The 13,575-nt window shown below is 61.1% G+C and carries 9 protein-coding genes; 6 read left to right on the top strand and 3 right to left on the bottom strand.

From position 1 onward, the window contains the following. The first annotated feature begins 75 nt into the window (after positions 1 to 75). On the top strand, positions 76 to 783 hold the full coding sequence (locus HBN54_RS03255; protein ID WP_168671689.1) for a LytR/AlgR family response regulator transcription factor: 708 nt from the start codon (positions 76 to 78) through the stop codon (positions 781 to 783). Here HBN54_RS03255 and HBN54_RS03250 read toward each other — a convergent pair. Further along, complete coding sequence (locus HBN54_RS03250; protein ID WP_168671688.1) at positions 780 to 1,415, bottom strand: 3'-5' exonuclease; 636 nt, start codon at positions 1,413 to 1,415, stop codon at positions 780 to 782. The genes HBN54_RS03255 and HBN54_RS03250 overlap by 4 nt on opposite strands. 552 nt (positions 1,416 to 1,967) lie before the next feature. Between HBN54_RS03250 and HBN54_RS03245 the strand changes: the two genes are divergently transcribed. The 5 genes from HBN54_RS03245 (at position 1,968) to polA (ending at position 12,158) form a co-directional block, all read left to right on the top strand. Further along, positions 1,968 to 2,726: a hypothetical protein gene (locus HBN54_RS03245; RefSeq protein WP_168671687.1), complete on the top strand. Its 759-nt coding sequence runs from the start codon at positions 1,968 to 1,970 to the stop codon at positions 2,724 to 2,726. A 60-nt stretch (positions 2,727 to 2,786) separates the two neighbouring features. Then, on the top strand, positions 2,787 to 5,564 hold the full coding sequence (locus HBN54_RS03240) for a TonB-dependent receptor (RefSeq protein WP_168671686.1): 2,778 nt from the start codon (positions 2,787 to 2,789) through the stop codon (positions 5,562 to 5,564). 6 nt (positions 5,565 to 5,570) lie between these two features. Then, positions 5,571 to 6,698 (top strand): DUF4249 domain-containing protein, encoded by a 1,128-nt coding sequence (locus HBN54_RS03235; RefSeq protein ID WP_168671685.1) that lies wholly within the window; start codon positions 5,571 to 5,573, stop codon positions 6,696 to 6,698. Positions 6,699 to 6,745: 47 nt separating this feature from the next. Then, positions 6,746 to 9,145, top strand: coding sequence for a hypothetical protein (locus tag HBN54_RS03230; RefSeq protein ID WP_168671684.1), 2,400 nt, complete (start codon positions 6,746 to 6,748; stop codon positions 9,143 to 9,145). A 121-nt stretch (positions 9,146 to 9,266) separates the two neighbouring features. After that, a complete protein-coding gene (polA, locus tag HBN54_RS03225; protein ID WP_168671683.1) occupies positions 9,267 to 12,158 on the top strand; it encodes a DNA polymerase I in 2,892 nt (963 codons plus the stop codon). 82 nt (positions 12,159 to 12,240) lie between these two features. Here the strand turns inward: polA and HBN54_RS03220 are convergent, their stop codons facing one another. Both HBN54_RS03220 and HBN54_RS03215 read right to left on the bottom strand, forming a co-directional pair. Further along, entirely contained in the window at positions 12,241 to 12,771 is a 531-nt protein-coding gene (locus HBN54_RS03220; RefSeq protein WP_168671682.1) for a hypothetical protein, read from the bottom strand. Positions 12,772 to 12,965: 194 nt separating this feature from the next. Further along, positions 12,966 to 13,535, bottom strand: a complete 570-nt coding sequence (locus HBN54_RS03215; RefSeq protein ID WP_168671681.1) for a hypothetical protein — start codon at positions 13,533 to 13,535, stop codon at positions 12,966 to 12,968. Positions 13,536 to 13,575 lie beyond the last annotated feature (40 nt).

Here is a 13,575-nt window from a genome sequence, read left to right as displayed (position 1 = left end):
TTTATATCGGCGAAGAATCAAACGTTCCATCTCCAACTGCCCGGTTTGCGCCCTTTTCGCTTCCCTTCCTCTCCTATGATGACCTGCGCTATTATCGACGACGACGAAATCAACCGGCTCACGCTGGAGCACTACGTCGAACTCACGCCCAACCTGAAGCTGGTGGCTTCGCTAAACGACGGCATTGCCGGGCTCACCTTTTTCCGCGAAGGCAATAAAGTCGATGTGCTTTTTCTTGACATTGAGATGCCGCACCTCAGCGGCCTGGAGCTGCTGCGCGTGCTCACTGACCCACCCGAAGTCATCATCACCACTGCCCGGCAGGATTTCGCCGTCGATGCCTTCGAGCTGCGCGTGACTGATTACCTGGTGAAGCCGTTCGACTTTGCCCGTTTCACGCAGGCCGTGCAGCGGGTGGCCTCGCGCCGGACACCCGCCGCCACACCCGTAGCCGACACCCCCACCAGCGCCGACCTTTTTGTGAAGGTGAATAGCCGTATGGTCCGCATCAATTTCGATGAAGTGCTGTATGTGGAAGCTCTGTCTGACTACGTCAACATCGTGACGCCCAAGCATAAATACATTGTGTACACCACGCTCAAGGCGCTGGAAACCCGGCTGGGGTCGTTCCCGAACTTCATACGGGTGCATCGCAGCTATCTGCTCAATACCCAACACATCGAATCCATTGAGGACAACACGGCCAACCTGAGTGGGGGTCACTTTGTGCCCATCGGTAAGTCGTACCAGGAGAACTTCTTCAAGGGTTTGCAGCGCATTTAGTCTTCCCGGGGTGCTTCGGGCACCTCGGCTTCTTCGGCGGGCTGCACCTGTTTGTACACCGGTAGCTCGTAGAAGGGCCGGAGCAGGCGCACTACATCCAGGGCATCGGCGAGGGCTTCGTGGGCCACTTCGCGCTCCAGGCCGGCGCGGGCCTTACAGATGCTCATGCTGGGCAGGCGCGAGTCTTTGCGCCAGTTGAGGTAGAAGGCGGCCGGGTCGAGCATGGCGGGCTCGGCGCGCACGAGAGTGCCCCAGCCGGGCAGCTCTTTGAGGAAACCCAGGTCGAACACGCCGATATTTTTGCCGGCCATGGTTACCGAAACACAGTCGTGCTTATCGGGCCGGAAGTGATGGAGCAGCAGGAAATCGCGCAGCTGGGGCAGCAGCTCGGCGGGCGTGCACAGCTCGGGATTGGGCTCTTTGCGGGCCAGCTCTTCAAACAGGCGGGCGTTGAGGGCAATGGCACCGGCCGTGCCCGCGTACTCGGGGTGGCGCACCACCCGGCGGAAGGCGGGCAGCTCATGCAGAGGCAGCGGGTGACGGGAATCTTCCACCACGGCGGCCAGTTCCAGAATCTGGTGGCGGGCGGGGTTCGAGCCGGAAGTTTCGAGGTCGAGGGAAACGTAGCGCATGGGGAGAGTGTACGGAAATGGGGAGCTGGCGGGCGGCAATTGCGGCTGGGGCATTCCACGCCCGTCGGCAAGCTAAGGAGTTGGCAGCTCCTCTTCTGATGCTTTGCAGAACGAGACTAAAACAAGATTAAAAATTCTGATGCTCATTTTGCCGTTGCTGGTACCAAGCCGGGTCGCCGGCAATTCTGCTGTTTCTAATTCGTTCTGATTCAAGCAAAACGCTATCGAATAAACCGGGCATCTAACAGTTAAAGTGCTGCCAGTCAAAAAACAATGACTCAACGCATGCGCATTCGGGGACTTTTCCATGCTCCCTCACCGGCCGTTCATTATCTTCGGTGCTTAGGTTGATGCCGTAGTCGCTACCCCGACGAGCATTTCAGCCGGTTGCCTTCCCTCCACTGCTTCTTTTGCGCCGTTGCGCACCCGCCTCACTCCTCCCGCCGCCACCGCGAGCGGAGCCGGGGCATGCTATGCCTTTCCGCCGCCTTGCCTTCGTGCCCCGGGTGCCTGTATGACGGCGCGGGCCGGAGCATCATCCTTTCTGAGACCATGAGAACACGCTACATGTCACTACTGGGCCTTCTGGGCCTGTTGGGGCGTGGTGCTCCGGCCCTCGGCCAGCAGCGCCCGGCCCCCGAACCGCTGGCAGCGGCCGTGGAGGCTGCCAAGGCCCGGTATAACAGGTCCTTCGTGGGCTCGCCCCAGCTCTACAACGGGCCGGAATACGTGGACTATTCCCTGCGCTACCACGCGCGCACCGGCCACCAGTTTTTTGCCACGCCGGAGAAGATGCCCGGGAGCGTGTACTACAACGACCATTTTTTCCCCGACCTGCGGCTGGCTTACGACGTGGTGCTTGACCAGGTGATAATACAACAGCCAACCAGCCCGCTGAACCTACGGTTTCTCAACGAGCAGGTGCGCTATTTCACCCTTGACAATCATCGGTTTATCCGACTGGAGGCAGATAGCAGCAAGGGCCGGGTGATTAGCCCAGGCTACTACGAAATGCTGGTGGACGACAGCCACTTGCAGCTGCTGGCCAAACGCGCGAAGAAGCTGCAGGAAGTACCTGCGCAGGGCTTCCTCAACGTGGAATTTACCGCAGTCGATAAATTTTACCTGAAAAAGGAGGGCGTTTACTCCCCTATCAATGGTAAAGGTGCTATTCTGCGCTCGTTTGCCGACCACAGGAAGGAGGTGCAGCAATACATTAAAACAAAAAACCTGCGCTTCGGCAAAAGTGATTACGACGCTTCCGTGGGGGAGCTGGCGCGCTACTACGTGAGCCTGCTGCCGCCGCAGTAGCGCGCTGGCCAAGGCGCAGCCTTTACCCGATAGTATTCTCTGGTTCTTTATTCCTTTTCGATGAAGCAAGCTTGTACTGTACTGCTGCTGGTGTTTTTCGGCCTGCTGGCGCTGCCCGGCTACGGGCAGCAGCAACCGCCCAAACTGGTGAGCGGCACGTTCAGCCACGCGCCGTTCGGGCAGTTTGTGGACCAGATGGAGGTTCAGACGGGCCTGCGGTTCTACTTCGACCCGGCGGCCGTCGACAGCCTTTTTGTGACGGTGCAGGCCCAAAACCAGCCCGTGGCCACGGTGCTGGAGCAGGCGCTGCAAAACACGACTTTTCGCTTTACCACCGACGATGAAGGCCGGGTATTTGTGTACCAGGGCCGGGCCATTGAGCCGCTGATGACGGCCGACTTTTTCAGCCCGCAGCCGGTGGAAGCGGAGGACGCGGCCCCGGCCCGGGCCGACAATAACGACCTGCCAGCCACGCCCACCGGCCGCTCGCGCTACGTGAGCGCCGCCGAGTACAAGGTGTATGAGATTGGCAGCGGCGGCGCGGGGCGGGCCACGCTGGCCGGCCACATCCGCGACCTGAAATCGGGCGAGCCGGTGATTGGGGCGTCCATCTACTCCGAAGTGCCCAACATCGGGGCCAGCACCGACCAGTTTGGCTATTACTCCCTCACGCTGCCCCTGGGCCGCTACGACCTGAAAGTACGGGGCGTGGGCATCAAGAACACCCTGCGCAAGGTGGTGCTGCGCGGCAACGGCAAGCTGGAGATTGAGGTGGAGGAAGACATTGTGACCCTGAAGGAAGTGGTGATTGAGGCCGAAAAGGACAAGAACGTTTCGGGCATGCAGATGGGCCTGGAGAAGATTGACATCAAGACCATGAAGCAGGTGCCCACGGCCTTCGGCGAAACCGATTTGCTGCGGGTAGTGCTCACGCTGCCGGGCGTGAAATCGGTGGGCGAGGGCAGCACGGGCCTCAACGTGCGCGGCGGGGCTACCGACCAAAACCTGATTCTGTTCAACGATGCGACGCTGTATAACCCGTCGCACCTGTTCGGCTTCTTCTCGGCTTTCAACCCCGACATTCTGCAATCGGTGGAGTTGTACAAGAGTGCCATTCCGGCCAAGTATGGCGGGCGGCTGTCGTCGGTGCTGGACATTACTACCCGCGAGGGCAATAAGAAGAAGTTTGCCGGCTCGGGCGGCATCGGGCCGCTCACCAGTCGCCTCACGCTGGAAGGGCCGCTGGTGAAGGACAAAAGCGCCTTCATCGTGAGCGGCCGCGCCAGCTACTCCGACTGGATTTTGAAACAGCTGAACGACAAGAACTTCGCAAATAGCTCGGCCGCGTTCTACGACCTCACGGCCTACGTCAGCCACGAGTTCAACGACAAGAATTCGCTGTATGCCACGGCCTACATGAGCTCCGACCGGTTCCGGCTGGCCAGCGACACCACCTACCGCTACCTCAACCAGACGGCCAGTCTGAAGTGGCGGCACACCTTCACCAACAAGTTTTACGGGGTGCTCACCGGCGCGTACAGCCACTACGACTACAACATCAGCAGCACCGGCAACAAGGTGAATGCCTACGAGCTGAAGTACAGCATTGACCAGCCGGCACTGCGGGCCGATTTCAGCTTCTTTCCCAACTCCCGCCATACGGTGGACTTTGGGGTGAGCTCGCAGCTTTACCGCATTGCGCCGGGCAGCTTCACACCGGTGGGCGACAAGTCGCTGGTCAAGCCCAACGTGCTGCCCCGCGAGCAGGGCCTGGAAAGCGCCCTCTACGCTTCTGACCGGTTCGATATTACCACGCGGTTTTCGCTGAGCGTGGGGCTGCGCTATTCGCTGTACCAGGCCCTGGGGCCGCGCGATGTGTACCAATATGCCCCCGGCGAGACGCGCACCGAAAGCACCCTGATTGATACCCTACACTATGCCTCGGGCAAAATCGTGGCCACGTACCACGGGCCGGAATACCGCCTCTCGGCGCGGTACACGCTCAACGACCGGTCGTCGGTGAAGGCGAGCTACACCCGTACCCGCCAGTACATCCATCAGCTCACGAACACGGCCTCCGTGTCGCCCACCGACATCTGGAAGCTGAGCGACGGCAACGTGCGCCCCCAGATTGGCGACCAGGTTTCGGTGGGGTACTACCGCAATTTTAAGTCGAATACCATTGAGGCGTCGGTTGAGACGTACTACAAGTCGCTGCGCGATTTTGTGGACTACAAGAGCGGGGCCACGCTGGTGCTCAACCCGCACATCGAGACGGACATCATCAATGCGCAGGGCAAAGCCTATGGCGTGGAAGTGTTTGTGAAGAAGCTGACCGGCAAGGTTAATGGCTGGGTGAGCTACACGTACTCCCGCTCGCTGGTGCGGGCCAACGCGGGCACGCCAGCCGACATCATCAATGGCGGCGCGTACTACCCCAGTAACTTCGACAAGCCCCACGACTTTACGATGGTGGGCAACTACCGCTTCAGCCGGCGCATCAGCACTTCGCTCAACTTCACCTACAGCACGGGCCGGCCCATCACGCTGCCCCTGGCCGAGTACTACGCGGGCAATTCGCTGCGCGTGTACTACTCGGACCGCAACGCCTACCGCGTGCCCGACTACTACCGCGTGGACCTGGCCCTCAACATTGAGGGCAGCCACAAGGTGAAAAAGCTGGCCCACAGCTCCTGGACGGTGGGCGTGTACAACCTCACCGGCCGGCGCAACCCGTACTCCATCTACTTCAAGGCAGTGAACGGGCAGATTAAGGGGTATCAGCTGTCCATCTTCGGCCAGCCTATTCCGACAGTTACCTACAACTTCAAATTCTAGCCCGCCATGCGTTCTGACTTTCCATTGGTTCGCCGATTGCTGCTTTGGCTGTTGGCCCTGCTACTACCCGCCTGCGTCGACCCGTATTCGCCTGATATACCGGCGGCCAAGCGGAGCTTTTTGGTGGTGGACGGCTTTTTGAATGCCCAGGGGGTGACGACCATTCGCCTCTCGCGCACCTTCGCCGTGGCTACGCAGCTCAAGGTGCCCACCGAAACCCGCGCCAAGGTTTACATGGAGGACGCCAGCGGGACCCGCTTTCCCCTCACCGAAAGCCCGACCGGGACGTACACCTCGGCCTATCTCACCCTCAACCCGGCCCGCACCTACCGCCTGCATATTGCCACCGACAACGGCCTGCTTTATGCGTCTGATTTTGTGCCCGTTAAAACCACTCAGCCCCTCGATGCCCTGGACTGGCGGCCCGAAAACAACGGCCTGGCCATTTACCTCAGCACGCACGACGACACCAAGGCCACCCAATACTACCGCTGGGAATACGAGGAAACCTGGGAAATCACGCCGCCTTTTAACCCGTCGGTTGAGTACTTTAACAACGCCATCCGCCCCATCCGGGTGCCCTACCCCACCCGGTGCTGGGGCAATGAGCGGGCCCCGGCCATCCAACTGGCTAAGACGACCATGCTCAGCCAGGACGTGGTGACCGACTTCCCCTTGCGCCGCCTCGACCGGACTTCCGACCGGCTCTTTACCCGCTATAGCATTCTGGTGCAGCAGCACGCCCTCACCAAGGACGAGTACAGCTATTGGGAGCAGCTGCGCAAGAACACCGAGAGCCTGGGCACCCTCTTCGACCCGCAGCCCAGCCAGCTCACCGGCAACGTGCATTGCCTGAGCAATGAGGCCGAGCTCGCCTTCGGCTTTGTGGGGGCCCATTCGCTCGCGGAGCGCCGCATTTTCATCACGCACTCCCAGCTGCCCGCCGGCTGGCCTTACGTTGACGGCTACAAGAGCTGTGTGCCGCCCGATACTGCCAAGGATGGCATAAGTCCACTGATTAGGCAGGGTTTTCTGCTGCCCATAAACATAGTGCTGGCTGGCATTACCGTCGCAACCCCGGACTGCGTCGACTGCCGGCGGCGGGGCTCGGCTACCCGCCCGGCGTTCTGGTAAGGCTTTGGTTTATGAAACTCCTGTTTACAAAGGCAATGAACCATCCATTGAAATTATCCCGCCCTGGGGCCCGGCATGGGGCGTTGCTGCTGCTGCTCTGGCTGGTTGCCTTTGGCCCGGCCCGGGGCCAGGCCGATACGCTGGCTAGCCTACCGCGCCAGCTGGCGCGCTACGAGAAAGCCCGGGTGCAGGAAAAGCTGTACTTGCACCTAGACCGGCCCGTGTACCTCAGCGGCGAAACCATGTGGTTTAAGGTGTATGCCATTGACGGCACCTATGCCCGCCCGCTCACGCTGAGCAGCGTGGCCTACGTGGAAGTACTCGATGCGAAGAATCACCCCGTGCTGCAGGGGAAAATCGCGCTGAAAAACGCGGTTGGGCAGGGCTCGTTCGTGGTGCCGGCCTCGGTGGCCTCGGGCAGCTACACGGTGCGGGCCTATACGCGCTGGATGAAAAACTTTCCTCCTGAGACCTATTTCCACAGCTCGGTAACGGTGCTCAACACCTTTGTGGCGTCGGGGGCGGCCCGCCCGGCCAAAGACTCGGTGGCCTACGAGGCGCAGTTTTTTCCGGAAGGCGGCAACCTCGTGCAGGGCCTGCGCAGCAAAGTGGCCGTGAAAGTAACCGACCAGCACGGGCACGGCGTGGCCGCTACCGGCAAAGTGCTGAACCCGCAAGGGGCCGTGGTAGCCACCTTCAGCACCTCGCGGCTGGGCATGGGCAGCTTCCTGTTCACCCCGGCCTCGGCCCAGGAAACCTACACGGCGCAGCTCACGCTGGGGCCGGGCCATACCATCAGCCGGCCCCTGCCCCGTGCCTATGCCGAAGGCTACGTAATGCACCTGGAGCGGGGCGAGCAGAACCTGCTCACCCTGACTGTTGACGCTACGCAGCGGCCGCCGGAAAACCTGTTTCTGCTGGCCCACTCCCGGCAGCACACCGCCCTGGCCACCCGCTTGCAGCTGGTGAACGGCCACGCCGTCTTCGTCTTCCGCCCCGACCAGCTGCTCGGGGGCGTGTCGCACCTCACCGTGTTCAACGAAGCGCAGCAGCCCGTGGCCGAACGGCTGTATTTCCAGCGCCCCGCGCAAGGACTGGCCCTCACGGCCCAGGCCGACAAACCCCGGTACGGCCCGCGCGAAAAAGTGCAGCTGCAACTCGCAGTGACCGCCGCGCCCACGGCCAGCGCCAGCCTCTCCATGGCCGTGTACCGGCTCGACTCGCTCGCGGCCACGCCCTCCCACACCATTGACCAGTACCTGGGCCTGACCTCCGAGTTGAAGGGCAACGTGGAAAACCCCGACTATTATTTCACGACCAACGACCCCGAAGCCACGGATAACCTGCTGCTGACCCAGGGCTGGAGCCGGTTTCGGTGGGAAGATGTGCTGGCCCCGTCGCTGCCCGCCCCCAGGTTCCTGCCCGAGCCCAATGGCCCCGTGGTGCAGGCCCGGCTTACGCGGGCGGGCACTGCCACGCCGCGCCCGGGCGTGATGACCTACCTCTCGTCGCCGAGCCGCATCATTCGCCTGACCAATGCCGTGAGCGACGAGGACGGCCTGGTGCAGTTCGAGATGCACCACTTCGACGGGCCGCAGGACCTGATGGTGCAAACCGACCCGCAGCAGGACAGCACCTGCCAGATTCAGGTGCTGGAGCCTTTTTCGACGCGCTACCGCAGCGGGCCGGGCCGGGCGTACGGTCTCACGCCCCGCTTTCAGAGCGACTATGAGAAGCGGCACCTGCAAGCGCAGGTGCAAAACCTTTACTTCGGCAAGTACCGTAATCTGTACGCCCGCGAACGCACTGATAGCCTGGCATTTTATGGCAAGCCCGACGAAACCTACCTGCTGGATAAGTACACCCGCTTCAAAGTGCTGGAAGAAGTGCTGCGCGAGTACGTGCCCGGCGTAGTGGTCCGGATTCGGAAGGACGGCTTCCACTTTCTGGTGGTGGATAAGGTGAACCAAACCCTACTCGCCGAGAATCCCATGGTGCTGCTCGATGGGGTGCCGGTGTTCAACATCAACAAGATAATGGCCATGCCAGCCATTAAGATTCGAAAGTTGGAAGTGATTGACAGCCGGTACTTTCAGGGCCTGGCCGTGTACAACGGCATAGTGAGCTTCAGCACGTACAAGGGCGACCTGGAAGGCTTTCAGCTCGACCCGCGGGTGCTGGTGGAGCGCTACGAAGGCGTGCAGCGCCAGCGCGAGTTCTACGCCCCGCGCTACGACACGCCCGCCGCCGCCCAAAGCCGCCTGCCCGACCTGCGCAACCTGCTCTACTGGAACCCGAACATCACCACGACCGGCACCCAGGCCCAAACGCTAAACTTCTTCACCGGCGACCAGGCCGGCCGCTACCTGGTGGTGGTGCAGGGCCTGGCGGCCGATGGGCAGGCGGGCAGCCAGCGCCTGGTGCTGGAAGTGAAGCCGGCGCTGTAGCTTTTCAGAACCGGCTGCTCAACGGTTCTGGCGGTGCTTTTTGCAATCGTCAGGACCGTTTTGTTTGGGCTATTGAGGCCGGATTTAGCCGTCGGTTTCGTTCCGCCCGTACCTTCGTACCATGACCGACACCACCGCCGCTCCCGCCAAAAAGCTCTTCCTGCTCGACGCCTTTGCCCTTATCTACCGCTCGCACTTCGCGTTCAGCAAAAACCCGCGCATCAACTCCAAGGGCATGAACACGGGGGCCGTGCTGGGCTTCACCAACACGCTGGTGGAAGTGCTGCAAAAGGAGAAGCCCACCCACATCGGCGTGTGCTTCGACGGGCCCAAAAAGACCTTCCGGCATGAGCAGTATGCCGAGTACAAGGCCCAGCGCCAGGCCATGCCCGAGGACATCGGCATTGCCCTGCCCTACATCAAGAAGATTATCCAAGGCTTCCACATTCCCATTCTGATGCTCGACGGCTTTGAGGCCGACGATGTGATTGGGACGCTGGCCCAGAAGGCTGAGAAGGAAGGCTTCGAGGTGTTTATGATGACGCCCGACAAGGACTACTGCCAGCTGGTGACGGAGAACATCAAAATTTACCGGCCCGCCTTCATGGGCAACGCGGCCGAAATCCTGGACGTGGCCCACGTGCTGGCCCGCTTCGAGATTGAGCGCGTGGAGCAGGTGATTGATATTCTGGGCCTCCAAGGCGACGCCTCCGACAACATTCCCGGCATTCCCGGCATCGGCGAGAAGACTGCCAAAACGCTCATTCAGAAGTACGGCTCGGTGGAAAACCTGCTGGCCAATACCGACCAGCTGAAGGGCAAGCAGCAGGAAAACGTGCGCAACTTCGCCGAGCAGGGCCTGATGAGCAAGGAGCTGGCCACCATCCACGTGAACGTGCCGCTGGAGTTCGAGGCCGATAAGCTGGTACTGGATGCGCCCGACGAAGCCACCCTGCGCGAGCTGTTCGACGAGTTGGAATTCCGGCAGCTGGCGGCCCGCATTCTGGGCGGCGGTGGCCCCGTGCGCACGCCGGCCGGCGTGGCCGCGCCCGGCAGCAAGCCCGTGCGCCGGCCCAAGCTGGTACCCGGCGGGCAGTCATCGCTGTTCGGCAATAGCGAGGACGCGGCCGTGGCCATCGGCGCGGAGGAAGGCGAAACCGGTGGTTTCGGCGCACCCGGCGGCCCGCGCAAACGCCTTGAAGACGTGCCCTACCAGTACCACCTGATGGACACGCCCGAGCTGCGCCAGTCGCTGCTCAGCTTCCTGCTGCAGCAGGCCGAAGTGAGCTTCGACACCGAAACCACCGGGCTCGATACCATGACGGCGCGGCTGGTGGGCCTGAGCTTCGCCTGGCTGCCGGGCGAGGCCTACTATGTGCCCGTGCCAGCCGACGACCAGGAAGCTACCCAGGCCATCGTGGACGAGTTCTGCCCGTTTTTCGAGTCGGAAACGATTCTGAAAATCGGCCAGAACATCAAGTACGACCTCACCATTCTCAAGCACTACAACGTCAATATTTCGGGGCCGCTGTTCGATACCATGCTGGCTCACTACCTCATCGAGCCCGACATGCGCCACAACATGGACGTGTTGGCTGAGACGTACCTGCACTACTCGCCGGTGCCCATTACGGACCTCATCGGCCCCAAGGGCAAAAAGCAAATCACGATGGCCGACCTAAGTCCAGCCGCCGTGAAAGACTACGCCTGCGAAGACGCCGACGTAACGCTCCAGCTCAAGCACGTCTTCGAGCCGATGCTGAAGGAGCTGGGCCTACTGGGCCTGCTCAACGACGTGGAAAACCCGCTGGTGCCCGTGCTGGCCGACATCGAATACGAGGGCATTCGGATTGATTCCGGGGCTATGAACGAGTATTCGGCCGAGCTGCAGGGCTACATCACGGAACTGGAAACCCAGATTTTCCGGGAGGCCGGGCAGGAGTTCAACATCGGCTCGCCGAAGCAGTTGGGCGAGGTGCTGTTCGATAAAATGGACATCGGCAAGGGCAAAGTCAAGAAGACTAAAACCGGCCAGTACGCCACCGGCGAGGAAATCCTGAGCCAACTGGCCACCGAAAACCCCATCGCCGCCCTCATCCTCGAATACCGCCAGCTCACCAAGCTGCGCAGCACCTACGTGGAGGCCCTGCCTCAGCTGGTGAGCGTGGTGGACGGCCGGGTACACACCAGCTTCAACCAGGCCGTGGCCGCCACCGGCCGCCTCAGCAGCACCAACCCCAACCTGCAAAACATCCCCATCCGCACGGAGCGGGGCCGCGAAATCCGCAAAGCCTTCGTGCCGCGCGACGACCAGCACGTGCTGCTCGCGGCCGACTACTCGCAGGTGGAGCTGCGCATCATGGCCGACTTCTCGGGCGATGCGACCATGATTGAGGCCTTCCGCCTGGGCATCGACGTGCATGCCAGCACCGCCAGCAAGGTCTTCCACGTGCCCATCGAAGCCGTGGACTCGGAGATGCGCCGCAAGGCCAAAACCGTCAATTTCGGCATTATCTACGGCATTTCGGCGTTCGGCCTGGCCCAGCGTATCGGTATCAGCCGCAAGGAAGCCACCGAAATTATCGAGACCTACTTCCAGGAATTCCCGAGCGTGAAGGCGTTTATGGACGACAGCATCAACCGCGCCCGCGAGCTGGAATACGCTGAAACCCTGCTCAAGCGCCGCCGCTACCTACGCGACATCAACTCGCGCAACGCCACGCTGCGCGGCTACACCGAGCGCAACGCCATCAACGCCCCCATCCAGGGCACGGCCGCCGACATCATCAAAATGGCCATGATTAACATCCACCACTGGCTGCGCGAGGAGAAGCTGGGCACCAAAATGATACTCCAGGTGCACGACGAACTCGTGTTCGACGCCGTGGCCGAGGAAGTGGCCTACATCACGCCCAAAATCAAGGAGTTGATGACCACGGCGCTACTGCTGCCGCGCGGCGTGCCGCTGGAAGTGGAAGTGGGCAGTGGGCGCAACTGGCTGCAGGCGCACTAGGCGGCAAGCAGCTTTCAGAAAAAGGCCTTGCACGATGCGCATAAGCACCATGCAAGGCCTTTTTATTACTTAGCAAAGTGCACTATTGCCGGGTGAAAACGGCCCTATCTACGCGAAGGGAATCCTGCTTTTGCCCATAAATATACCTAGCGCTAAGAGTGAGGGTGGTGTTGCTGAGCGTGTACTCATATGCTCCCGGCACGGCTTCCATCACGGGTATAACGCTTCTGCCGACTCCTCCCCAAGGGCTGTTGACGGTGAGTTCGGTTTGCGCGTTATTCGCACTCCACGTTCCCCAATCGGAACTCACAAAGTAGCTTCTCACCGAACAGCCGCGGGCTTCCTGCTTCCAAATGACTTTACCCGCCGAGGTGAAGGTGAAGGTGTTCAGCCCCAGGCAGGGCGTGGTAGGGTCGTTAGAAAACGACAGAAAAAAATTGTTTGTGCCGGTGAGAGGCCCGTTTAAGGGCCCAAAATCGATGGTATAGCCCGTCATGCGCCAAGTGGTGTCGCTGAGCGAATCGGTTTTCAACGTAGGCGCCGGCTGGTCTTTTGAACAGGCAAAAAGCATAACCCCCAGGAGAGCTACACCAATAAATGGGGCTTGTTTCATACAGTATTATGGGAATAATGGTGAATACAGCCATGACCGGACGACTAACGATAAGGTTGCTCTACGACTTCGTTGTGTGAACCCATTACCCTTTTGGAACTGTACTCCGAAAACTCGCCTGCCGCAGAGTTGCCCTCTGCCCGCAGAACGGCTCCATGCAGCAAGTTAGATTGAATGACTGGGGCTGGCAGCCTCTACCGATTATACAGCACATCAAACCGCCCGCTGCTAACCTGCACCGCGCCCGAGCCGCCCAGGCGGCTCAACTGTCCCTCAAAGGTGCCCGAAACGATGTTTTGCACGGTATCGAGTTTGGTGATGGTGATAGTGGCGGTGCCGGGCTGGCTCTGGTACTCCAGACTCTGGCGGCTGTTGGCGAAGTAAATTTTGGTGCCGGCCTCGCCGCCGGTGGCACCGGGGCCGACGGCCGTGGCGCGGTACACGCCGGGGCCGGTCAGCGCCTCCAGCTGCAGGATAAACGACTCGTTGCGGCTGCCATCGGTGCGGGCGGCGGTGAGCAGCAGCTCGCGGCGGCCGTTGGTCACGAAGGAGCTGGCTTCCACCTTATTATCGGAGCAACCGTAGATGCCGCAGCGCCGCCCGGCGGGCACCCAGGCGCTACCTTCGAGGCTGAAGCCCAGGGTTTCGGCCCCGGTGCTGGTGGCTGGCGGCAAGGCTGTTTGCGGGTCAGCATCGGTCTTCTGGCAGCTAGTTAAGACCACCAGGGCCAGTACGGTGGCATGAGCAAAAATCGAACGTTTCATAGCAGCAGGGTTGGGTGGGAATTACTGGTAGCACGGTTGC

Source organism: Hymenobacter artigasi (assembly GCF_012275535.1).
In the GTDB taxonomy this organism is placed as follows: domain Bacteria; phylum Bacteroidota; class Bacteroidia; order Cytophagales; family Hymenobacteraceae; genus Hymenobacter; species Hymenobacter artigasi.
This window is presented reverse-complemented; position numbering and strand designations above follow the sequence as displayed.

Bases quoted from the DNA above. Each gene is read 5' to 3' on its own strand.
- HBN54_RS03255 (WP_168671689.1), top strand. From the start codon at position 76: ATGATGACCTGCGCTATTATCGACGACGACGAAATCAACCGGCTCACG.
- HBN54_RS03250 (WP_168671688.1), bottom strand. From the start codon at position 1,415: ATGCGCTACGTTTCCCTCGACCTCGAAACTTCCGGCTCGAACCCCGCC.
- HBN54_RS03245 (WP_168671687.1), top strand. From the start codon at position 1,968: ATGAGAACACGCTACATGTCACTACTGGGCCTTCTGGGCCTGTTGGGG.
- HBN54_RS03240 (WP_168671686.1), top strand. From the start codon at position 2,787: ATGAAGCAAGCTTGTACTGTACTGCTGCTGGTGTTTTTCGGCCTGCTG.
- HBN54_RS03235 (WP_168671685.1), top strand. From the start codon at position 5,571: ATGCGTTCTGACTTTCCATTGGTTCGCCGATTGCTGCTTTGGCTGTTG.
- polA (WP_168671683.1), top strand. From the start codon at position 9,267: ATGACCGACACCACCGCCGCTCCCGCCAAAAAGCTCTTCCTGCTCGAC.
- HBN54_RS03220 (WP_168671682.1), bottom strand. From the start codon at position 12,771: ATGAAACAAGCCCCATTTATTGGTGTAGCTCTCCTGGGGGTTATGCTT.
- HBN54_RS03215 (WP_168671681.1), bottom strand. From the start codon at position 13,535: ATGAAACGTTCGATTTTTGCTCATGCCACCGTACTGGCCCTGGTGGTC.